Below are 20,971 nucleotides of genomic sequence, written 5' to 3'. Positions count from 1 at the left end.
ATAGCCTCCTCACTTTTTCCTATTATAGCAAGTTAATGGTTGTTTGGAAAAGCATCAGCAAGTTAGTTCGTGGTGGAAGAGGATAAAAAGGTATGGAATAGAAATTGAAAGGAGACCGACATGGATATTGAACAATTGGTGGCTGTAGCGGTCACGATAGGTTTTATTTTCTTTTTTGGAAGTTACATGTTTCAAAGTTTAAAAGAAAAGCAGTGGATGAAGTCTTTCTATTTTTTGATAATTGGAATTGGGTCGGTTGTTACTTCCTTATCATTTGTTTTATTTGGCTTTGAGGGAATTGCCTATTTGCTCATCGGGTTCGCCATCATAGCAGTGGCAATTATTCTTTTATTTATTCAATATATTGTCAAGAAAATATACAAAAAGTAAACATCTAGCGTAGTTAACTCTATACAAAATGCAATTGCGAAGCGGATTCACTGCACACCAACAAAAGGAGCCTATGCCATGTTCACACTTCAAGTAAACAACGATATAACCATCGAATTAATTCAACAACATCAAAAAGAAGAATTGTATCAACTCATTGACCAAAATCGTGAGCACCTAAGAAAATGGCTACTTTGGGTCGATAAAAGACAATCCGCAGAAGATATGGGACCGATTATTAAGCTCTGGCTGTATCGCTATGCGGAGAATAACGGCTTTGATGCTGGAATACGTTATCAAGGTAGATTAGTAGGTATGATCGCCTTACATGAAATTGACTGGAAAAATCGTTCAACGAGTATCGGTTATTTCTTATCTGAAAAAGAGCAAGGAAAAGGGATTATCACTCATGCTGTTGGCACCTTGTTAACGTATGTTTTTGGTGAATTAGCACTAAATCGTGTGGAAATTCAAACGGCTGCTAGTAATAAAAGAAGTTGTTCCATTCCGGAAAAAATTGGATTTTCATTAGAAGGAAGAAAACGAGAGGCACAATGGTTATACGACCATTATGAAGATATTTTAACGTATAGCATGTTGACCACTGATTGGCAGGAGAAATATGAGTGAATCAGCATTAAATTTAGAGGTTTCATTAATTAAATATGAAGACAAAAGTATATTATAAAGGAAGCGAATGGAATGACGCCGTAATGGTATTTAAAGTCCATTAAAACGAAAAAAATCACCAAGTCTCACAACACTTGAGACTTGGTGATTTTTTGATCAATATTTGATTTTCTTGTGAACTTGCGTCATTTGTTTCCATTTCTTTTTTTCAGCGGAGGCAAGACGAGCATTCTGTTTTCGGGCCGCATAGGCAAGTTCACGTTGCAGTTTTACGTAACTTTGCCATCTACTCTCATCTAATTCTCCAGTGGATCGTGCTTCTTTAATCGCACATCCTGGTTCACTTTTATGAGAGCAATCGGCAAAACGGCAATGATCGGTCAGAGCAGAAATGTCAGCAAATGATCCAGCTAAACTATCAGCGTCTTCTGCCCATAATTGCCATTCGCGCATGCCGGGAGTATCAATAATCACGCCACCTTCTGGTAATAGTAATAACTCCCTATGTGTCGTTGTATGGCGTCCCCTTTTATCATCGTCGCGTACGGATCCTGTCTTTTGAATCTCTTCATTTAAAAGAGCATTAATCAGTGTTGATTTACCAACACCAGAGCTACCCATTAAGACGACGGTATCATCTGGCTGAATAAGTCTTTGCAGGTCTTCTTTTCCCAACTCAGTGGCTGAACTCCAAATGATGACCGGAACACCGAGTGAGATGGACTCAGCCTCTTGCTTATGATTGTTAGGGTCATCAGCTAGATCTGCTTTTGAAAATACGAGAAATGGAGTGGCTCCACTTTCCCAAACTGCCGTTAAATAGCGCTCTATTTTTCGAGGGTTTAAAGGTTCTTCGGCGCTCATTACAATTAAAACCTTTGTTACATTTGTTGCAATAATTTGTATGTCCGTTTGTAAACCAGCGACTTGACGCGAAATGCTACTGTAACGAGGTAAAATTTCATCAATAATAACATCATCTGTCGTCGTTACATCACGAAGTACTACCCAATCACCAACAGCTGGAAAGTCCATACGTGACTTGGCGTCGTGATGCATTTTCCCTTTTACAACAGCTGAAGCGGTACCAGTTAATGTTTCTACGGTGTATCGACCCTTTTGTTCGGTAATAACACGAGCAAGGAGTTTTTCTTCACCTGTATAATTCAATTCATCTTTATAAGCTAAACGTTTTTGTAATAAATTCAAGATTGTTTCCTCCTAATTTGTATGCATAATAAAAAAGCTTGAACAATGGTTCCCATCATCCAAACTTTTGCATACGAAACTAAGATTACATACGTAATAAACGCTAGTTCTTTATTAAAAGGTGATGATGGTATCCTATTTTTACATGTGGTTGTGTTTCTATACGTAAAATTGACATAGCCATCACCTTCTCTCTTATTTTATATTTTACATCATATATTAAATAATTCCATGTGTAAAGAGTAGAATTGTGTTAATTTAGAAAGTAGGGAAATGATTGAAAATATAGAAAATATTATTGCTCAGGAAATAATTGAATTTTTTGAAAGTTGGAGGTTGCTATGGCTAAAGGGATGATACATCATATTGAGTTATATGTTTCTGATTTAACGAAAAGTAAGCAATTCTGGGGCTGGCTGTTAGAGGAGCTTGGATATGAGCCTTTTCAAGAGTGGGAGGAAGGGCAAAGTTGGAAGCTGGGTTCAACATATCTAGTATTTGTTCAGGTACAAGAAAAGTATTCAAAGATAAGTTATCATCGCTGTCGGGTGGGGTTAAATCATTTGGCGTTTTCAGCAGAATCTAAGCAACAAGTGGACCAATTTACGGAAGAGTTGATAAAACGCGGTTTTCCGATCTTATATGAAAATAAGCATCCTTATGCAGGAGGACCCGAACATTATGCCGTCTATTTCGAAGACCCAGATCGAATGAAAGTAGAAATCGTAGCTCCAACCGAAATCTAGTCATTCCTAGTAACGATAAGTAGTCAACCTAATGTAACTTTTATTTAAAAAAGGGGTGAATATAAATAATGCCAGAAGTAAATATCGTAGACACAACCGTAGAAATACTCGACGGAGTTGGAAGCTACTGCTTGCGTAGCATGAAACAAACGAACGGCTATCAAAGGAAACAAAACTGGCTTAAGCAAGAACTTGAAGTTGGCTTAAGATATGTCCAAATCTTAGAAGGGAAAAAACAAAAAGGGTTCATTGAATATACCGAAAGTGAAAATGCATCACGGGCCATCTATGCGGACGGTTATATCGTTATTCATTGCCTTTGGGTATCAGATAACCAAGCTGGTTATGGGAGCCAGTTAATCCAAACATGTATAAGTGAAGCGAAAGAAAAACAACAGAAAGGTGTAGTAGTTGTTACTAATAACCAAACAGGTTGGGCCCCGAGCAAAGAGGTTTTTATCAAAAATGGCTTTGTTAAGGTCGATGAAGCACTAGATGAGTTCGAGCTGTTTGTTTACAAATGTACAGAAACGGACAACAATCCGTATTTTCCGACAAATTGGAAGGAACGCACGAATATCTATCAAGATTTAACCATCCTTCGTTCATTTCAATGTCCTTATGTCGAGGTGGCAACCGAAAATGTAAGAATCGCGGCTGAGCAAATAGGGATTCCGCTTACTGTTATTGATTTAAAAACCTCAGAGGATATAAAAGAATTGGCACCGACTCCCTACGGAATTTATCATGTTCTATTTAAAGGGAAATTGATAAGCTTCCATCGATTAACAGCTCGAACGGCGTACAAGAAAATAAAGGCACTACTAGAAGAATAGGCTCTTGAAAAACCAATTAAGAAAGGTGTTGTTTACTTGTCTGAATTAGAAGTACTACAAGAGAAAATAAAAGTAGCATTAATTCAATATGAACAAAAAGAATTGTATGAGCAAGCATTAAAGGTTTATGAAGAAGTTGAAATGAAGCTAAGTCATCTCGAGCGAGAAACAAACACATCAATGAACCAAGATTTGATTTATAAAGAGTTAGCACAAATATATTTAAGAAAAGCAAGCATGCTACGTGCCATGCAAAGGATAAGCGAGGCTGAGCAAGCAAACCAATCAGAGCTTTTTTATGCGGAAAAATCAGGAGACGAAATCGCTTTTGCTCAATCATTATTTTCGACAGGTGTACAGAAAATCTCAACTGGCGAAAAAGAAAAAGGGCTAGACTATCTAGAAAAAGCCAAGGCTGTATTTCGAACAGGCAACACGGTTGACCATCAGCAAGGATTAGGCTGGTATTGGATTATCCAAGCAGATTTAGCCAACGCAGGATATACGAAACGATCAAAAGAAGAAATTATCCAATATGGCGAGCAAGCATTAAGCATCCTAGAAAAAATCAATAATCCACAAGGAATCAAAAGAGCCAAAGCTGCTCAAAAACAAGCGTTAAAAGAGCTATAGCGGAAGAAAATATAGGCAGACTCCCGAAGGACGTAGTGGCGACTATTTAAACAGTTGGCCCGTTTACAACTCCATCACCATTAGGAGTCGCACGCACAAAAAGGGAGCAGTATCCTGTTAAGGTCATTTATCACGAGATGGATGACGAGCTAACTTCAAGGCACTAACCATCGTCACTAGATACACGTTCATATAAAAGGAGACAAACCATTGAAACTAATCATTTATACAACTCTATTAATCCTCGGACCGATCCTTCTATTAGGGAGTCACTTTTTGCTCAGTGATCACTTCTTAGAATGGCCAATCAAAGTAATGGGTGGCGGATTATTCCTTGTGACCTCATTTTTCCTTTATGGAGATGACAGCTCGCAATCAGAGACACAAAAGGAAATTAAAGAGAATAATCAAAATCGACCAAGGTAAAGTTAGGATAAATATGGTAAACTTATAGATAGCTAATATAAAGGAGTGAGGAAGATGAAACAGATCCAGGCTTATCAGGTGATTGAAAAGTAAAGAAATGAGATATTCTTCTTTTCAATCTAAGTGTCAGAATTCAAAAATTGAAAAGAGGAAAAGAATGTATAGCGAACAAGAACTGAAAATTCGACCTATTCAAACTGAAGATTTACCTGTGTTATGGGAGCTTATTTATAAAGAAGATAACCCAGAATGGAAAAAATGGGATGCCCCTTATTTTCCACATCAAGCAATACCTTTTGAAGCATTTATGAAAGATGCGGATCAGTGGGTAGATGCTGAGGATGTTTGGATAATTACGATTGATGAACAGATTTGTGGAACCGTATCTTATTATTATGAGGATGCTCAAAAGAAGTGGCTTGAGATGGGAATTATCTTTTACCGCGGTACCGATTGGGGAAAAGGGCTTGGCACACGGGCCCTACGATTGTGGATGAATCATCTTTTTACAACAATGCCTCTTGAGCGTGTTGGTTTAACGACGTGGTCTGGAAATAAGCGCATGATTAGGGCCGCTGAGAAACTTGGCATGATGATGGAGGCACGCATTCGAAAAGTGAGGTATTATAACGAAACTTATTATGATTCGATTCGGATGGGGATTTTACGTGAAGAGTGGGAGCATATCGATAATTGAATATGGTAACACACACAAAAAGAGTAGCTGTAAAAGCTATTCTTTTTTTTTGTATAAAATTAATAATCTTGGAAAATGACAACATTTTCAGAGGTAGATATGTTAGGATGGTACACGGATTACTTAATAAGGAGGGCTATATTTCGTGTTAAAGAAAATACGAACATTCATCATTATTATCTCCATTTTACTTCTACTTCCTCACATACTAGGAATTGTTATCGGTGTATTTACCTCTGAACTTTCTAAAGAAACGCGCGAACGATTAGCCGCTTCTGATGTGAACTCTTATTCACTAGATGAAGAGATTGACTTTGAACATCGTAGCTTTCATGTGAAGACTCTGGGTCTGTATGAGGACTCCTCTTTTGTACACATCAATTCAAGTAATAATTTGCGTGGAGGGTGGTCTTTTGGTGGTGAGAATATGACACTTATTGATGACCAAGGTAATGAAGCCGCTTTCTCATCGTCAAGTAGCACATATTTAGGATATAAAGCCGTCCATCGTCTTTCATTTGAGCCACTTTCAAAAGAGACAGAGTATGTGATAGTAAGAGTAGAAAGATATGACCGTTTGGTAGAAGAGAAAATTATATTAACGAAAGGGGACGGTGATCATGGCTCATAAGGGAAAGAGAAAAGAATACATAAAATGGGGAATTGCAGGGCTGTTAGTAGCTTGTGTCCTTCTATATTCTCCCTATCTTGTCTATTTTCAATATCTCTCACCAGAGAATACGCTCAGGTATTCGGAAAAGTCGATGCATTATGGACCATCCGACATTATTGATGAGAGAAAAGTAAATTCTAGCATTATTTATTTGTCTACATATAAAGATTGGTTTTCTGCCTCACATGTTGAGCGAAAGTGGGGGATTTTCTGGCAACATCGTAACGGTGGTGGTATAAAGAAGAACTCAGAGGAAGCGATCACACATATTTTTGGTAGTTCTTTCAAGGGTGAACCTGCTATATCGTACATGGGAGGTTATGTTTCTGACCCTGAAATTGATGTGATTGAAGTGGAATTAGATCACGAGACATTACAAGAGCCCGTTAATGATCAACAATTATTTTTAGTCGTATGGAAAGGTGGAAGGTCTTATGAAGTCTTGAGAAGCTATCGAGGGTTAAATGAAGAAGGGGACGTACTCTATGAATACGAGCATCCCCGAATGGATAACGTTCGATACTTTGATGAGGTTGAATGAGTAAGATTTACATAGCAACTATAAAAAGATACGTGTGGCGTAGTCAGGTAAAAAGCGAACCTGTTGTAAGTATTTGATCATATTTTGCTCATCTTGGAAAGGGTATTTAAAATCAAAATGAGAGGCAACGGTAAGGGATAGCTCTCGAAATAACTCGGCTATCGTAAAAATTGAATCCCACATTTCTTCGTAATCAGGTCCTGTATAAGTTGAGGCGTAACGCTCCCAGAGTGTCGTAGGCATATATTTTTGATAATGTTTTCCTAATGCACCAGTTGATACTTGAAAGTCATGTTGTATACCAATCCACCATTCCATCATTCGGTGAAGGGAGTCTCGTGATGTCGCCTCATACATCGCTTTGGCATATGGTAGTTCTTTGCGCCAAAGGGCTTTCGCTACATTTTGTAAGCACCACCAAAAATTATTTGTGAAGCTATCAAACTCTAATTCAGTCGGTGGTTTAATTACGTACATTGAATGATTCGCATTAGGCATTTTCGGGAGTAGTGAATGTGGGTCAAGTAAGGGTTGATTAAGTGTATCACTAGAATACGTACGTTCCATTTCTTCTGGCGTTTTTAGACGTAAATCGATCCGGTTTCCATCTGTAAAAAGCATTTGGTATGCATACGTATGTGTAAATGTTGAAGCCCCTGTTGAAAAGTTTAAATCAGGTTCTTGCAGCATTAATCGTTCTCCGAAAGGCGTAATCCAGCTTTTATCCGTTATAAAAGGTTTTATTTCTGTCACGACATAAACAATATCGTAATCTTGAAAAAGGTCTGGCTGGATCGCTGGATTTGTTCGTGAACCGTTCATATAAACCGCAAGAATTCTTCGATCATGGGTTGCCACAGTTAAAATAGTTTCAAGCATTTCTTGATATGTTCGCATACTTTCCCCCTACTGAGTCCTATGATTATAGCTCTTGTTAATAGTATAGTGTGATTGAGAGGTTTAGGCTAGGTCAAAAGAAGGGATACGTCTATATAATGGTTGTTTTCGTATGATTTAGTGATAAAAGTTTTACAAGGAGTTGTCGTCAATGAATTCAAGAATGTTAGCGATTCTTTTAGCAAGTATCGTATTTATTATTGCAGAGCCAATCCGTGCTTCGATACAAAATGAACCGCTATCTGATATTTATTTAACGGTTGTAGCGATTTTAGGTGTCGTTGTCATTGGTACGGGTGTTCGCTTTTACTTCAAAATGCGTTCTCGGAAACAGGCGATCGAACGTGCAAAAGGGGAAAATCAGTTTGAGAAATTAGCGACGGAGACTTTAGATGAAGGTGAATACGCTTACCAAGAGCCATTTTGGATGATTCATAACCATCCAGTCCAAATTTTTAATGAAAATAAGCAAGCAGTAGCAAGCTTTCAGTTTCGATTTAAGAATAGCTTTGAGAAATGGGTGTCATTACTCGGGTTTATTGATTATCGTAACGTGGAGGTTAAAGACCATATTACAGGTGATACGATTTATTTTGAACATATACCGATGCGTCAATCGCTTTGGCGTGACAGATGGATTGTTTACAAAAATAATGAAGAGCATGCCAAGTTTGAAACAGCCAAAATTTCAAGAAAACAATTGGAAAATCAAATGTTATTCTTATATCAACCACAGGGCGGCCCTCAATATGAGGTAATCAGTCCAAGACTTAGCCGAGAGACAGAAATTAAAGAAGAAAACGACGGACCTGTGATTTTAATGGCTAACCGAACGTTTCTTGGAATCAAAGGAAAAGGTAAAGAAGGCAATCGCGGACGTAAGCATGAATTAGATGACCGTATGCCAGGGCAACTATCTTTTATTGAGAAAGTAGGTATGTATCAGCAAGCCATTGTGAAAGTAGGGAATAGCCGCTAAGAATGTAACATCTATTCCGGAAATTTTAATGATCTTCATCACTCATTAATCTTTCAAAGTAAACTAACATGGCGAGTCGAATGCCCATTTAATTCCTCACAGGACACGGAGCCTTATTTTTGGTAGGGGAGAGTAGTGCTCCGTGTTTGCACGAACGTTCATGTTTAATGAAACCTTGCCTTCCCTCCTTACGTCTAATTGAGTGATTGTTATGAACGAAAATGAAGGGGCGGATAAAATGCCAGAAGATTTTTATTGTGATGAAGTATTAAGTGGGAAAACGAAAGTAGATATCGTTATGGAAACAGAAAATGTCCTAGCTTATTACCATACAAAGCCTTATTGGCCTGTGCATATTGTGGCGATTCCCAAAAAACATATTCATTCACTGATCACCTTGGAGGAAGGCGAACAAGGTATTTTATTAGAATTATTATCGGTCATACGAAAAGTGGCTGCAGATGTTACAGAAGAACATGGGGCGTGTCGGGTCCTCACCAATCTAGGTGAATATCAAGATTCTAAGCATTTACATTGGCATATTTTATCGGGTGAAAAGTTGAGGTAGTATTGGTAAAAAAATAACTGAACGGAATACGTAAGACCCCCTATACACCATTCATGTAGGGGGTTTGTCATGTTTTTAGTCAGTGATTTACATTTGCTTTAAAGCAATTGAGAGAAGCGAAGGGAAATCTTGTGGAAAATAATGACCTAATTCCTGTTTGACGAGAAGTTGGCAGTCAATATTTGTGTCTTTAAAACGCTCAAAAAGTGTGACCGTCTGCTGATAAAAAGGATCCTTATCTCCCGTGATGATATAGCCTTTGATCGGGTGTGTCACCTCGGTGATAAGTGTTTCAAAGCTAGTCAAATCACTTATAGAAGGTATGACGGCGATGAACTGGTTGACCTCTGAAAATTGATTACTTAAAGCGGTTTGTATCGCAAGCTTACCACCTTGTGAAGCCCCTGCGATGACGACCTTCCTTTGTTTATTTTCACTTATGTAAGTTTGGAGATTTGTTGCAATATCATCATTTGCTTGTGACTGGTTATCCCAGCAGTATGATTGGTACCCGTAAATTTGGGAAGATTGCAAGAATGCGAATTGGTAATTCTCTGTCTTTTCATCTAGCCAATAAGGGGCAAAGTCATGATTATTGGAACCACGCCAATGCAAAGTAAAAATACTCGTATCAGCATCAGGATTTCCATATACATGTAATTGTGTACGGCTTATTTTTTGCTCCTGTTTGAACATATGATCACATTCTTCAATGAGTTGTTTGAATGTGTCTTCACTTTGTAGGCTAGTTAAATCGGGATCATTTGTTAATGTATATCGATTCCACCATATCCCATTTTCAATTCCATTATATAAAGTGGAAATTGCACGCTCTATTTTTCCCTGACGGGCAGCGGCACACGCCTTCCAAAATAGCGTTTTTTCCTGGCGTTTGGGGTAAAGTCTCTCCACTTCTTCAATATGCTTGTCTACTTCATGAAACTTCTGTTCATTAAATAATTTAAACAATTCGACTTGAAGCTGATGAAAGGTAGGATTCATCTTTCACCTCCACTTTTTTGAAAATTATAACATTTATTTATGTAAATAGAATATAAAACAACAGAATTCCTACAAAAGTTCCAATAAATCTATGAATTTTCAGTGATTTATAGTATAGTCGGGGCAAATCTATTATTTAATATACATGAAAATTTGAAAATAAAGGGGAATAAGAGTGTGCGAGCATTCTTGATTAGCACAGCATGGTTTATCGGTATTGTACTGACGAGTAGTTTGGTGATCGCTTTATTAAGCTTTATCCTACCATACGATTTACAAGTATTTTTCTTAGAGCTTGTCAGTGGTGTCAGCTTTTTTGTCATTATTTTTGCTTTGCTTGGATTCTTTCGATTAACATTCCATCCTATCCAAAAGTGGTATCATAATTTGTTTTTGCTTGTATTCACCGTAGCTATTGTTGCGGTGATGACGATGGTAACCGGTATGCAAGGTGCATTAGGAGATATTTATAAGCAACAGCACGGATTTAATGCTGTACCAAGCACCTCGGAGCGATTTGAATTGGCAAAGGAATATGCCTTAATGATTCAAGGGAAGTATGTGGATGATGCCTATTTGGCATTCTCAAGCATTGAAAAAGGTGATGTAACGTACTATTACAATATGGACTTGGCACGTGCAGAAGAAGCCATCTTGGCGTTAGAAACATTAATAGTTGAAAGAGAATCAGATTGGGAGCAATACTTTGGTGTGATGAATTCATTTCCAGAAATCGTTGTATTTTATGAGCATTCTTACCAATTGCCTAATGAAAATGCCAATGTCTACGGTCTTTATCAACCTTATTCTGATTCCATACATGTACCGATTCAAACGAATATTGGTGAAGAATCTTTTGATTTGATTTTGGCCCACGAATATATCCATCATTTAACGTATTCACTGTTTGATGATCCTGATTATGTACCAGAATGGTTTGTTGAAGGTATAAGTGTTGCTTTGGAAAACGAAGAAAGAGCCATTGAATTTGATCCGAGGTTTGAGGTTGCCAATTTTAGAGAGCTTCAACATGAAAGAGGTTGGAACAAGCATCTAGAATACCCTTACCATATTTATCATCAAACGGGTACGTTGTTGAATTCTTTATTGAAGCAGCAAGGGGATGACTTTTTACAAAGGTTAGCAGCACATATGTATGAAATTCCTTTAGAAGAGGCTTTTGAAGTAATTGTAGGAGAATCGTTAGACGATTATACGTCTCACTTTTTTACGGTGTATGAATTTGCAGGTCAATGGTTACATTCACCACAAACGCACGAAACGATAGAAGAACGTAAAAATCATTTGCGAGACATTATTAAGACGATTCCACATGCTGTCCAAGCATATGAACAATTGGGTACCATTTATTTAGAAGAGGGACATACGTATCTGGCTGTAGGAGCTTACAATCAGGCTTTACAACTAGACCCTACTAATATTCACCGTTATTACTACGTATCGACCGCTTATTTGGTTGATAATCTTTCGATGGCGATTCAAGTAATGGAAGAGGGGTTAAGTCGTATTGAACACCCTCAGTATCATGCCTATTTAGATTTACTTTATCAGATTGATGAAGAAATGGATGATGATAATCCCTACAAGGCTTACTACCAATTTATACAAAGTGGTTATTTCTCTAGTGAACGTGAGCAAAAGTGGTTTATTGAAGCGATTCTAACAAAATATGATGATGTTGTAAGTGAAGAACGGATGTATTTAGAGGTTTTATTAGAAGAATTACCAATTGAATAAAGACAAGGGACTTGTTGTGCCATGCAATTAGGGGGGCTTCATTTTTTGTCGTTAACGGGTGAAAGGTATGTGAATCAATGGGAAATAAAGAATTCATGATAGAAACAGAGCGATTAATGATACGGCCATTAGAAAAGAACGATTACGAGCAATGGTTTCTAGGTTTTTCACAGCGTTATCCTTCTTTGCATCACCATGATGATGGAAGGCCAAGTAATTTGGAGGCTTCCAATAAAGCATGGTTTGAAGATTGGGTTACTGGTTTCGAACTAGCTCAGCTAGAAGATCGTTTTTATCAGTTAGGCGTTTTCCGAAAGAGTGATGGAGCTCATGTGGGAAAAATTGAAGTTTATACGATTTTACGCATGGATTACGACTGGGGCATGCTAGGATATTCCATCCATAATCAACATTGGCGTAAAGGCTATGGAAGCGAGGCTGTACAAGCTGCACTTCTTTTATGCAAACAACAATTAAACTATCATCGAATCGAACTTCATATATTGCCAGACAATACGCCTTCAATAAAATTGGCAGAAAAAGTAGGATTTAAACATGAGTGCACAAGAAGGCAATTTTCGAAAGAATACGATGCATGGCATGATTATGAAATCTACTATCAAAATCTTTGAGACTAGTGGATGGAAGTAGGCCAAGGCTTGTGTAAGATGTGGCAGAAGGCCAACATTATAAATGAACAGGTTTATAGGGGCAAAAAATCAACCCCTTAGTCCTCATACTCAGGGCATTAGACTGGTGGTCCTGCAGGATTTGTCGGGTAATCCAGTGCCAGCCTGTGGAGAAGTAACAACATAAGCTGAAGAAAAGAGCCGTAGTGTTGTAGGAAATGCCGGGAAGTAACAACATAAGCGGTGGAAAAGAGCCATAGTGTTGTAGGGAATGCTTACTTTTAACTTCATACAAAATCTACATGGCAAAGACCTATTTACTTTACCACCAACAAACACGAAAGTGGCGTTTGCCTTTAACTGGCGGCTTTTGATTCACTTTGTTTTTTGTTCTTATTCATTTTAATAATTTTTGTAAGAATGATTTTAACTTGAGAATCGGCAGTAGCCCGTAGCCCAGCGGACGAAAACATGCGGAGACTCCCATGGGACGTAGTGGAAGAGCCGAAATCCACTAGCGAAGCTAGTTAGTTCGGCACCACTTCATAGCACGCGGAGCATAATTTTCGGTAGCGGTAATTAACGCTCCGTACATAAGCTTTAAGTAACTTTCATATAAAAGGAGACTAGACATTTGAACTGGGAAAAACAATATCAAGAATAAGAAAGCTTATGTGGATTTAAGCCAAACTCAGTACTTATTAATTATTTGGAGCTAATCCCTAAGGAAGGTACAGGACTCGACATGGGAATGGGCGAAGATAGAAATGCTTTATACTTTGCTCATAAAGGGTTATGAGGTAGTAGGTGTCGATTATGCGAAAACGGCTTTTTCACGTTGTCAAGCATACATTGAACAGAACGGACTTACTATGAAGAGTTATACAAGTGATATTCAGTCTTTTGACTGGCAAGAAGAGCAATATTCACTCATTATTTTTTTCGAATGTTCTCAATATTTTCTCGGGTGAAGAGGTTCTTAAAAAAAGACGGATTCATTTATATTAAAGCCTTTGATAAAAGTGACCTTAGTTCTAAAAGAAATAGAGCCAATAATGAGATGATTGAGGAAGAGCTTACTAGTTATTTTTTGAACTTTGAAACGATTGTTTTTAATAAATAATATGCCCTAGATTTAAGTCATGGAGACCCACGCTATCATGGTGGAATTGAAGTGATGGATCGGAAAAAAGGTTAATAGTTACTAAATGGGACAAAATGATTTTCTTTGTGTTGTTCATTTGTAAAAAGACTGCTCACTAACAAGCAGTCTTTTATACGTTGTGTGCCTGGCAAGGATGCAGGCTCTAGGGTGAAAATCCCAAACTGTGAAGGCAGCAGTAACAGTAGCTCAAGGCAACTTGATTACCTGAAGGAAGCTAGCGGCAAACTTCTGCCCCGAGGAACACGAATCTCATACAAGGCCAAGTGATTCTGGATGAGTCTGCAACTCAAGACAAAGTCCATACGGCCGAAATGGGTTGAATTTTGGAGGTGACTGTGCTGGTATTAAGTCAACATAGCTAAAACCAGTTAAGATAATGTTTGAGGAATGGGAGGAAAGTGAGATGGAATCTGTTTATGTTGATTGGGAAGTAGGAAGAGTAAGGTTGACTTGGATGCCGCATAAAAAGATTACACAAGACATGGTCGTAACGAGTGTACATAGTGTTTGTTTATGGGGGGGACATGTTTTATTATCTTATATTAAAGGTCGTGGCTACAATTATCCTGGTGGACATATTGAAGTTGGGGAAACATTAGAAGAGGCTATCCACCGTGAAGTTTATGAAGAGGGTTATGTGAAAGGAATCATCGATTATCTTGGTTGTCTAGAAGTTAGTCATCGAGACAATGAAAGATTCAATCCGAATGGAAAATATCCGATGATTGCTTACCAGGCTTTTTATCGAATGACTGTGACAGAGTGCCTAGACTATCAAGGCATGTTTGAGGCGAGTTCACGTAAATGGGTCAAGCCGGTAGAGGTTGGTAGATGGAGTAATGACCATGAATTATCGAAAAATCAGATCCTACAAGCTGCACTGAGATCCATATAGTCAATACGACCTTAATTTGATCGTATTGGTAGAAATTTTGATAACAGAAGCGTATAATTTGTCTTTATAATAGAGCATCGCATGAAGAGATGCTCTATTATGCTTTCAAAAGTAAGTGATGGTACTTTAGAATCATAGAAAAGCAATTTCTTGATTGAAACAATGATGTAATTAGGAGTGTGAGAAGTTTGGAGAACAATCCAAAATATATGATTGGTGTAGATATTGGGACAACGAGTACGAAGGCTGTTTTGTATAAAACGAATGGTGAAGTGATGGCTGATGCGAATCATGGGTATGAGCTTTTTACGCCAGATATATCTACAGCTGAACAAGATCCAGAGAATATTTTCGAAGCAGTCATGAAAGCGATCGAAGAGGTAATGAGAAGCTCTAATATTCCTAAAGAAGACTTACTGTTTGTTTCTTTTAGTAGTGCGATGCATAGCCTCATTGTGATCGACGGGCACCATCAACCTATTACTAACTGCATTACTTGGGCGGATAATCGTAGTGCGAAGTGGTCGAAGAAAATCAAAGAAGAGTGGGATGGTCATTCGATCTATTTAAAAACAGGTACGCCTATCCACCCAATGTCCCCTCTTAGTAAAATTACATGGTTAACCAATGATAGACCAGATATTGCAAGGGCAGCTCATAAATATATTGGTATTAAAGAATTCATTTTTTATCGGCTTTTTGATGAATATGTCGTTGATTATTCGATCGCCTCTGCCACGGGTCTATTTAATTTAAAAGAGCTAGCTTGGGACAAGCAGGCTTTAGACGTTGCGGGAATTCATGAAAATCAACTTTCTCGGCTGGTGCCGACTACGGAGTTCTTTTCAAATTGTCATCAACAGTGGGCCCAAAAGCTAGGAATATTACATACAACGCCATTTATTATAGGGGCAAGTGACGGTGTGTTATCCAATATTGGTGTCAATGCGATAAAAAAAGGTGACGTGGCGATTACGATTGGGACAAGTGGTGCTATTAGAACGGTTATATCTGAGCCAAAAACGGATCCAAAAGGTAGAACTTTTTGTTATGCCTTAACAGAAAATCATTGGGTTATAGGTGGACCTGTGAACAATGGCGGTGTTGTTCTTAGATGGATTCGAGATGAACTAGCCGCTAGTGAGGTTGAGACAGCGAAAAGGTTAGGTATTGATCCATATGAAGTATTAACGAGAATTGCCGAGCGTGTTGTCCCTGGAGCAAATGGATTATTATTTCATCCTTTTTTAGCTGGGGAGCGAGCTCCATTATGGAATCCGGACGTAAGAGGGTCGTTTTTCGGTCTCACGTTAAGTCATAAAAAAGAACATATGATACGTGCTGCCCTTGAAGGCGTAATTTTTAACTTATACACGGTTTATTTAGCTTTAGTTGAAGCGATGGATGGAGAAGTTGCAAGTATAAAAGCGACAGGTGGCTTTGCAAGATCCGAGGTTTGGCGCCAAATGATGTCTGATATTTTTGATACGTCGGTTGAAGTTCCTGAAAGCTTTGAATCATCTTGCCTAGGTGCATGCATGTTAGGATTATATCGTTTCGAAAAAATTGCTAGCCTAGAGGTTGTTGAGGATTTAGTTGGGAATTCATTCAAGCATAAACCGAATCGGTCTCATGTTGAGCATTATCGGCAGCTCATTCCGATTTTTATCAATGTCTCTCGCTCTTTAGAGAAAGAGTATCAGCAAATGGCTATTTATCAAAGAAAATTAGATGAAACGAAATAAAATGTGGGATGTGATTAAATGCCTTTATTAATTGTAGCGTTAGGTGTTGTTATATTATTAATTTTGATTATGAAATTTAAGTTAAATACGTTTATATCACTTATTGTTGTTTCTTTTATTATTGCTCTACTTTTAGGAATGCCATTAAGTGACATTGTTGGTTCGATTGAAAGTGGACTGGGCGGTACATTGGCTGGTATTGCTCTTGTATTTGGACTAGGGGCAATGCTCGGTAAATTAATTGCTGATGCCGGAGGGGCACAGCGGATCGCCATGACATTGATTGATAAATTTGGTGAAAAAAACATCCAATGGGCTATCGTAGTGGCCTCCTTTATTATAGGGGTTGCTTTATTTTTTGAAGTGGGCCTCGTTTTATTAATCCCTATCATTTTCCAAATTGCGAAACAAGTAAAAATGCCTATATTATACTTAGGCCTACCAATGGTTGCGGCTTTGTCAGTCACACATGGCTTTTTACCACCGCACCCAGGGCCTACTGTGATTGCTCAGGAATTCGGAGCAAATGTTGGTTTGGTTTTACTTTACGGGTTTATCGTGGCCATTCCTACAACAATTATTGCAGGTCCTATTTTTACGAAAGTGGCAAAGAAATATATTCCATCAGCCTTTGAAAAAATGGGTGGAGGAAGTATGACTGAAATTGGTGATGCGAAGCAGTTTAAATTAGAGGAAACACCTGGATTTGGTATTAGTGCGTTCACTGCTTTATTCCCTGTTATCTTAATGGCAGCTGCAACGGTTGTTTCTTTATTAGAGGAATCGTTTGGTGGCGGCAATTGGTTCTTTGATTTTATTGCAATGATTGGTGCACCTTCAACTGTCATGTTATTATCCATCTTACTCGCTGTTTATACGATGGGTATTGCTCGAAAGATTCCAATGAAGGATGTCATGAAGTCAGCAGAGAATTCCATTAAAGCGATAGGAATGATGCTCTTAATTATTGGGGCAGGTGGAGCATTAAAGCAAGTATTATTGGATGGTGGTGTTGGTGATTATGTCGCTCATATCTTTGAGGGAAGTACGATTTCACCATTAATCTTAGCGTGGTTAATTGCGGCTGTGCTACGGGTTGCTCAAGGCTCTGCCACGGTGGCAGCATTAACAACAGCCGGTCTTGTCATTCCTTTAATGCAAGGGTCTGATGTGAATTTGGCCTTAATGGTTCTAGCGACCGGGGCTGGTAGTATCATCGCATCTCACGTTAATGATACGGGCTTTTGGATTATTAAAGAATCGTTTGGTCTAACGATTAAAGAAACCTTTGCAACATGGACGGTTTTAGAAACGGTGATTTCGATTAGTGGGTTAGCTTTTGTATTATTGTTAAGTATGATTGTATAGGAAGAAAATGTACGATGATACCCCTTGATGTGTCGTTCCATTACACGTGAGGGGTTTTTATTTATGGATTTTGAACAGATATTTTTAGTTGTACAGTTAAAAAGAGGAAAAAATAAATTGGAGGTGGAATATTAATGAAGGTGTTCATTGAATGATAGAAAAAGTTGAGGTATTTATAGATATGACAGGGGGTCATACGATGCATTTTCCTAAGTGGTTTTGGGTGAGCTTCTTTGCGGTAGCACTTGTGGAAATCGGATTTATCCTTTTAACAGTATTTGGTTTCATTGAATTCAATAGGGCTGCAGATGTTGTGAGAATGGTTGTCATTATTATTTTTCTTCATCCGGTTTATATGTTGGTTAGTGGACTTATGTTATGTAAGAATGGCCATGATGGGATGAGTATATTAAAGTCAGTCTTTGTGATGATTACACCATTATGGATTATGTTGTTGATTGTTTCAGTTGGTTAAAGAGAGAACCGATGATTTCTTATGATTTAGAAAAAAGTCTTTAGCTGAGCATAGCTAAAGACTTATTTCTTGTGCCTCTATTTGAAAGGGCTTTTTTATTTGAAGTGGTTCATTTATTTGGGAATACGTTATTTGAATGACAGTCTCGTGCTGAATGCCATCGATTTCTTCTCTAACCATAAACGTGATTTTGGTTAAGAAAAAGGTATGCTGTTCAATTTCTAATGTGACAGACATATCCGAAATCAGTTCCTCATTTAACGTAATACCTAAGGAACGGGCAAAACTTTCAAATGGTTGAGTCGTTGGTGCATCTAAGGTGAGGGAATAATAGTCCTCCATATCGATTAAAACGGCATCATCGTTCATTTCAATTAATTCAATGGCTTGAATGAGTAAATGATAATCGGTAAGGAAGTATGTGTGTAAGTTTGCGACAGCCCCCATATCTGTAGACCAACCGTCTCCATACCAGTTAACCGCATAATCAGTACCGTTAAAATAAGCAAAGGTTTCATAAGTTCCTGATGAATAGTCTTCATACATTTCAATAAAACCTTTGCTTTCTTTAAGGTTAATCTCTCCCTTAATGGTAAGTTGTCCAAGTTGTTCCTTATAACTGTTAGCCGCTTTCGTATGAAGGGATAATTCATTCTCAATCACATAGGTTTCAATATATTTGGCATGGTCAGACAACTTAAGTAAAACATCTTCTTTACTTATGGGTGTGCAGCCCAAAAGAATAGTCGCTACCATAATAAAAGTGGTGAAGAGCCAAGTTTTCATGGTGATTTTTCTTCCTTTCTTATGTTTATTATGAATGAAAGTTATACTAACAAAATTCAGTACGTATAAAGCATATTAATCTTTTTGAAAAAGGTGCTTGTCTTACGTAGAAATTCAGCATAACTTGTACGTTTGTCGGATGAAATTTATGTTTTTATTCTTATATGAGGGGTATAGGATCTAAAAGGAAATGCAGGTGAATGCTATGATGTTAGTTTTGTATGGGTTTGTTGGTGCCATTATTGGGCTCATTTTGGGGAATATTTTATTAGGTATGATTGCTGCTTACACGTTGGCTATTGCAGTGAGGGTGAATGATTATGTGAAATTGAAGGAGAATGGTACTTAAGTAATGGAGAGGGTCGGATATTCGAATAAACGAGAAAAAAATCGGGAATAGCATCCCGATTTTTTCATGATTCAGAGTCGTCGCAAGTAACTTTACTTGAGGAAAAGAATCCTCCAGATTCAAAATAAGCTGATTTTCCTTCTTGCAAGCACGCATCAAACTTTGCGAGATTTTCTTCAGAATTTTGGTGTTGATAAAAAAGGAAGCCTGCTATACCACCTGCTACAATTAAATAACTAATCGCAAATGTCCAAATGATTTTCGAGAAGTTTGTATTTTTCTTTCTCGATAACAATTGAAATTGGTAGTGACCTCGAATATATTTTTGGATATCTCGATAATAAATGTAGTGATGAATCATGATCACTAAAATAATATACACAATAAATACGTAACGTGGTAAAGGTATCCACATAAGAATGACTAGAAAAGGAAGAGCCTGTGAATAGAGGATATATACCTTTCGAGTTGCTTGTTTCGTCACTTGCTCTAGCATTTCATCATCATCTAAAAATTCGGGTAATTGAATAAAGGAAAACGTATTAATCGCCTTATCTGGAAAATTCCGATTATGTTGCGTGACCTTATACAGGTATAGAGTTAATATCGTAATCAGTGAAACAGCCCCTAATACTAAAGAAATGGTTGCAGGGACATTCCATTGAATAACCACAGTACCATTGATAAAACGGAACAATTCATTGGTGTTAAAAACAGCAAGCTCTACATAATAGATAAAGCCGAAGCTGAATATCATTAGCGAAGCCATTAAGGCCATATTCCATAACGGAATTTGTAAGCGGAAATCATGATTGTTCTTCATCTGAATCCTCTCCTTCTAACCAAAATAATTCATCTACTCTCATCTCTAAGTGCTTGGCTAATCGTAAGGATAAAGCAATGGAGGGTGAGAATTCACCTTTTTCAATAAAACCTATGGTTTGCCTCGTAACTCCAACGCGATTAGCTAGCTCCGTCTGAGAAAATCCATGCCTAGCACGTAACTCTTTTACACGATTCCGAAGCATATAACCCTCCTTGAATGTACAGTATTATTGACTAAATGTTAATTAAAGTTAACATAGGATTATTGTAAACAATACTTAACATTATGTCAAGTATTCATAACAACAGATAAGTAAGTTCATGAATGGAAAATATGAGCCAAAAGAAGTATACGAATCAAAGGCCTGCATGAATAGGGATGATTATGAGTGTGGGTAACACCGCGACCTGTCGATGAAGGAAGCTGTTCGACATGATCATAAGTAAAAAAGGTCAAGAACCTGTCGATGAAGGAAGCTGTTCGACATGATCATGAGCAAAAAAGGTCAAGAACCTGTCGATGAAGGAAGCTAGTCGACATGATCATGGGTAAAAAAGGTCAAGAACCTGTCGATGAAGGAAGCTGGTCGACATAATCATAAGTAAAAAAGGTCAAGAACCTGTCGATGAAGGAAGCTGGTCGACATGATCATGGGTAAAAAAGGTCAAGAACCTGTCGATGAAGGAAGTTGGTCGACATGATCATGAGCAAAAAAGGTCAAGAACCTGTCGATGAAGGAAGCAGTCGA

General features: G+C 37.9%; 25 protein-coding genes. 19 read left to right on the top strand and 6 right to left on the bottom strand.

What is annotated here, in order from left to right; translation table 11 throughout:
• Window positions 1–120 precede the first annotated feature (120 nt).
• Together PQ479_RS05135 and PQ479_RS05130 are read left to right on the top strand one after the other, a co-directional pair.
• A complete protein-coding gene (locus tag PQ479_RS05135) occupies window positions 121–390 on the top strand; it encodes a hypothetical protein (RefSeq protein ID WP_047988723.1) in 270 nt (89 codons plus the stop codon).
• 78 nt (window positions 391–468) lie between these two features.
• A complete protein-coding gene (locus PQ479_RS05130; RefSeq protein ID WP_047988724.1) occupies window positions 469–1,020 on the top strand; it encodes a GNAT family N-acetyltransferase in 552 nt (183 codons plus the stop codon).
• A 156-nt stretch (window positions 1,021–1,176) separates the two neighbouring features.
• Here the strand turns inward: PQ479_RS05130 and rsgA are convergent, their stop codons facing one another.
• On the bottom strand, window positions 1,177–2,229 hold the full coding sequence (rsgA, locus tag PQ479_RS05125) for a ribosome small subunit-dependent GTPase A (protein ID WP_047988725.1): 1,053 nt from the start codon (window positions 2,227–2,229) through the stop codon (window positions 1,177–1,179).
• A gap of 341 nt (window positions 2,230–2,570) precedes the next feature.
• Here rsgA and PQ479_RS05120 point away from each other — a divergent pair, with 341 nt between their 5' ends.
• From PQ479_RS05120 to PQ479_RS05090, 7 genes are all read left to right on the top strand, one after another.
• Entirely contained in the window at window positions 2,571–2,975 is a 405-nt protein-coding gene (locus tag PQ479_RS05120; protein ID WP_047988726.1) for a VOC family protein, read from the top strand.
• Between the two features lie 68 nt (window positions 2,976–3,043).
• Window positions 3,044–3,811, top strand: a complete 768-nt coding sequence (locus PQ479_RS05115) for a GNAT family N-acetyltransferase (RefSeq protein ID WP_047988727.1) — start codon at window positions 3,044–3,046, stop codon at window positions 3,809–3,811.
• Between the two features lie 36 nt (window positions 3,812–3,847).
• Window positions 3,848–4,444 (top strand): hypothetical protein, encoded by a 597-nt coding sequence (locus PQ479_RS05110; RefSeq protein ID WP_047988728.1) that lies wholly within the window; start codon window positions 3,848–3,850, stop codon window positions 4,442–4,444.
• Window positions 4,445–4,654: 210 nt separating this feature from the next.
• Window positions 4,655–4,870, top strand: coding sequence for a hypothetical protein (locus PQ479_RS05105; RefSeq protein WP_047988729.1), 216 nt, complete (start codon window positions 4,655–4,657; stop codon window positions 4,868–4,870).
• Between the two features lie 157 nt (window positions 4,871–5,027).
• Entirely contained in the window at window positions 5,028–5,567 is a 540-nt protein-coding gene (locus tag PQ479_RS05100; protein ID WP_047988730.1) for a GNAT family N-acetyltransferase, read from the top strand.
• Window positions 5,568–5,712: 145 nt separating this feature from the next.
• Window positions 5,713–6,198: a hypothetical protein gene (locus PQ479_RS05095; protein WP_047988731.1), complete on the top strand. Its 486-nt coding sequence runs from the start codon at window positions 5,713–5,715 to the stop codon at window positions 6,196–6,198.
• Window positions 6,188–6,781 carry a hypothetical protein gene (locus tag PQ479_RS05090; protein ID WP_047988732.1) on the top strand — a complete coding sequence of 198 codons (594 nt, stop codon included), beginning with the start codon at window positions 6,188–6,190 and terminating at the stop codon, window positions 6,779–6,781. Before PQ479_RS05095 ends, PQ479_RS05090 begins: the two co-directional genes overlap by 11 nt.
• 18 nt (window positions 6,782–6,799) lie before the next feature.
• On the opposite strand, the gene PQ479_RS05085 is transcribed toward PQ479_RS05090, so the two are convergent.
• Complete coding sequence (locus PQ479_RS05085; RefSeq protein WP_047988733.1) at window positions 6,800–7,678, bottom strand: aminoglycoside 6-adenylyltransferase; 879 nt, start codon at window positions 7,676–7,678, stop codon at window positions 6,800–6,802.
• A gap of 151 nt (window positions 7,679–7,829) precedes the next feature.
• On the opposite strand from PQ479_RS05085, the gene PQ479_RS05080 reads away from it, so the two are divergent.
• Both PQ479_RS05080 and PQ479_RS05075 read left to right on the top strand, forming a co-directional pair.
• Entirely contained in the window at window positions 7,830–8,657 is an 828-nt protein-coding gene (locus PQ479_RS05080) for a tubby C-terminal domain-like protein (protein WP_047988734.1), read from the top strand.
• Window positions 8,658–8,895: 238 nt separating this feature from the next.
• Window positions 8,896–9,225 carry an HIT domain-containing protein gene (locus PQ479_RS05075; protein ID WP_047988735.1) on the top strand — a complete coding sequence of 110 codons (330 nt, stop codon included), beginning with the start codon at window positions 8,896–8,898 and terminating at the stop codon, window positions 9,223–9,225.
• An 87-nt stretch (window positions 9,226–9,312) separates the two neighbouring features.
• Here the strand turns inward: PQ479_RS05075 and PQ479_RS05070 are convergent, their stop codons facing one another.
• Window positions 9,313–10,227 carry a TPR end-of-group domain-containing protein gene (locus tag PQ479_RS05070; protein ID WP_047988736.1) on the bottom strand — a complete coding sequence of 305 codons (915 nt, stop codon included), beginning with the start codon at window positions 10,225–10,227 and terminating at the stop codon, window positions 9,313–9,315.
• 177 nt (window positions 10,228–10,404) lie between these two features.
• Here PQ479_RS05070 and PQ479_RS05065 point away from each other — a divergent pair, with 177 nt between their 5' ends.
• From PQ479_RS05065 to PQ479_RS05035, 7 genes are all read left to right on the top strand, one after another.
• The gene (locus tag PQ479_RS05065) at window positions 10,405–11,985 is read left to right on the top strand and encodes a tetratricopeptide repeat protein (RefSeq protein WP_047988737.1); all 1,581 of its coding nucleotides are present in this window, start codon (window positions 10,405–10,407) and stop codon (window positions 11,983–11,985) included.
• A gap of 77 nt (window positions 11,986–12,062) precedes the next feature.
• Window positions 12,063–12,617 (top strand): GNAT family N-acetyltransferase, encoded by a 555-nt coding sequence (locus PQ479_RS05060; protein ID WP_047988738.1) that lies wholly within the window; start codon window positions 12,063–12,065, stop codon window positions 12,615–12,617.
• Between the two features lie 764 nt (window positions 12,618–13,381).
• Window positions 13,382–13,585, top strand: a complete 204-nt coding sequence (locus PQ479_RS05055) for a class I SAM-dependent methyltransferase (RefSeq protein ID WP_047988739.1) — start codon at window positions 13,382–13,384, stop codon at window positions 13,583–13,585.
• Between the two features lie 597 nt (window positions 13,586–14,182).
• Window positions 14,183–14,674, top strand: coding sequence for an NUDIX domain-containing protein (locus tag PQ479_RS05050; RefSeq protein ID WP_053070392.1), 492 nt, complete (start codon window positions 14,183–14,185; stop codon window positions 14,672–14,674).
• Window positions 14,675–14,883: 209 nt separating this feature from the next.
• Entirely contained in the window at window positions 14,884–16,419 is a 1,536-nt protein-coding gene (gntK, locus tag PQ479_RS05045; protein ID WP_047989542.1) for a gluconokinase, read from the top strand.
• Window positions 16,420–16,437: 18 nt separating this feature from the next.
• Complete coding sequence (locus tag PQ479_RS05040) at window positions 16,438–17,787, top strand: gluconate:H+ symporter (RefSeq protein WP_047988741.1); 1,350 nt, start codon at window positions 16,438–16,440, stop codon at window positions 17,785–17,787.
• 151 nt (window positions 17,788–17,938) lie between these two features.
• Window positions 17,939–18,262, top strand: coding sequence for a hypothetical protein (locus PQ479_RS05035; protein ID WP_047988742.1), 324 nt, complete (start codon window positions 17,939–17,941; stop codon window positions 18,260–18,262).
• A 54-nt stretch (window positions 18,263–18,316) separates the two neighbouring features.
• On the opposite strand, the gene PQ479_RS05030 is transcribed toward PQ479_RS05035, so the two are convergent.
• Entirely contained in the window at window positions 18,317–19,048 is a 732-nt protein-coding gene (locus PQ479_RS05030) for a hypothetical protein (protein ID WP_047988743.1), read from the bottom strand.
• 208 nt (window positions 19,049–19,256) lie between these two features.
• Here PQ479_RS05030 and PQ479_RS05025 point away from each other — a divergent pair, with 208 nt between their 5' ends.
• Window positions 19,257–19,397, top strand: a complete 141-nt coding sequence (locus PQ479_RS05025) for a hypothetical protein (RefSeq protein ID WP_273716793.1) — start codon at window positions 19,257–19,259, stop codon at window positions 19,395–19,397.
• 64 nt (window positions 19,398–19,461) lie between these two features.
• On the opposite strand, the gene PQ479_RS05020 is transcribed toward PQ479_RS05025, so the two are convergent.
• Both PQ479_RS05020 and PQ479_RS05015 read right to left on the bottom strand, forming a co-directional pair.
• The gene (locus tag PQ479_RS05020) at window positions 19,462–20,220 is read right to left on the bottom strand and encodes a hypothetical protein (RefSeq protein WP_047988744.1); all 759 of its coding nucleotides are present in this window, start codon (window positions 20,218–20,220) and stop codon (window positions 19,462–19,464) included.
• Window positions 20,204–20,425 carry a helix-turn-helix transcriptional regulator gene (locus PQ479_RS05015; protein WP_047988745.1) on the bottom strand — a complete coding sequence of 74 codons (222 nt, stop codon included), beginning with the start codon at window positions 20,423–20,425 and terminating at the stop codon, window positions 20,204–20,206. Before PQ479_RS05015 ends, PQ479_RS05020 begins: the two co-directional genes overlap by 17 nt.
• Between the last annotated feature and the right edge of the window lie 546 nt (window positions 20,426–20,971).

Origin of the sequence: Alkalihalobacillus pseudalcaliphilus (assembly GCF_028610675.1) — a bacterium.
Taxonomy (GTDB): Bacteria; Bacillota; Bacilli; order Bacillales; family Bacillaceae_D; genus Alkalihalobacillus; species Alkalihalobacillus pseudalcaliphilus.
The sequence above is the reverse complement of the archived record's forward strand: the minus strand, read 5'-3'. Positions and strand labels throughout refer to the sequence as shown.

Coding starts and splice junctions, on each gene's coding strand:
- PQ479_RS05135 (WP_047988723.1), top strand. CDS start 121: ATGGATATTGAACAATTGGTGGCTGTAGCGGTCACGATAGGTTTTATT.
- PQ479_RS05130 (WP_047988724.1), top strand. CDS start 469: ATGTTCACACTTCAAGTAAACAACGATATAACCATCGAATTAATTCAA.
- PQ479_RS05120 (WP_047988726.1), top strand. CDS start 2,571: ATGGCTAAAGGGATGATACATCATATTGAGTTATATGTTTCTGATTTA.
- PQ479_RS05115 (WP_047988727.1), top strand. CDS start 3,044: ATGCCAGAAGTAAATATCGTAGACACAACCGTAGAAATACTCGACGGA.
- PQ479_RS05100 (WP_047988730.1), top strand. CDS start 5,028: ATGTATAGCGAACAAGAACTGAAAATTCGACCTATTCAAACTGAAGAT.
- PQ479_RS05090 (WP_047988732.1), top strand. CDS start 6,188: ATGGCTCATAAGGGAAAGAGAAAAGAATACATAAAATGGGGAATTGCA.
- PQ479_RS05085 (WP_047988733.1), bottom strand. CDS start 7,678: ATGCGAACATATCAAGAAATGCTTGAAACTATTTTAACTGTGGCAACC.
- PQ479_RS05080 (WP_047988734.1), top strand. CDS start 7,830: ATGAATTCAAGAATGTTAGCGATTCTTTTAGCAAGTATCGTATTTATT.
- PQ479_RS05075 (WP_047988735.1), top strand. CDS start 8,896: ATGCCAGAAGATTTTTATTGTGATGAAGTATTAAGTGGGAAAACGAAA.
- PQ479_RS05070 (WP_047988736.1), bottom strand. CDS start 10,227: ATGAATCCTACCTTTCATCAGCTTCAAGTCGAATTGTTTAAATTATTT.
- PQ479_RS05060 (WP_047988738.1), top strand. CDS start 12,063: ATGGGAAATAAAGAATTCATGATAGAAACAGAGCGATTAATGATACGG.
- PQ479_RS05055 (WP_047988739.1), top strand. CDS start 13,382: ATGCTTTATACTTTGCTCATAAAGGGTTATGAGGTAGTAGGTGTCGAT.
- PQ479_RS05050 (WP_053070392.1), top strand. CDS start 14,183: ATGGAATCTGTTTATGTTGATTGGGAAGTAGGAAGAGTAAGGTTGACT.
- gntK (WP_047989542.1), top strand. CDS start 14,884: ATGATTGGTGTAGATATTGGGACAACGAGTACGAAGGCTGTTTTGTAT.
- PQ479_RS05040 (WP_047988741.1), top strand. CDS start 16,438: ATGCCTTTATTAATTGTAGCGTTAGGTGTTGTTATATTATTAATTTTG.
- PQ479_RS05035 (WP_047988742.1), top strand. CDS start 17,939: ATGATAGAAAAAGTTGAGGTATTTATAGATATGACAGGGGGTCATACG.
- PQ479_RS05030 (WP_047988743.1), bottom strand. CDS start 19,048: ATGAAAACTTGGCTCTTCACCACTTTTATTATGGTAGCGACTATTCTT.
- PQ479_RS05025 (WP_273716793.1), top strand. CDS start 19,257: ATGTTAGTTTTGTATGGGTTTGTTGGTGCCATTATTGGGCTCATTTTG.
- PQ479_RS05020 (WP_047988744.1), bottom strand. CDS start 20,220: ATGAAGAACAATCATGATTTCCGCTTACAAATTCCGTTATGGAATATG.
- PQ479_RS05015 (WP_047988745.1), bottom strand. CDS start 20,425: ATGCTTCGGAATCGTGTAAAAGAGTTACGTGCTAGGCATGGATTTTCT.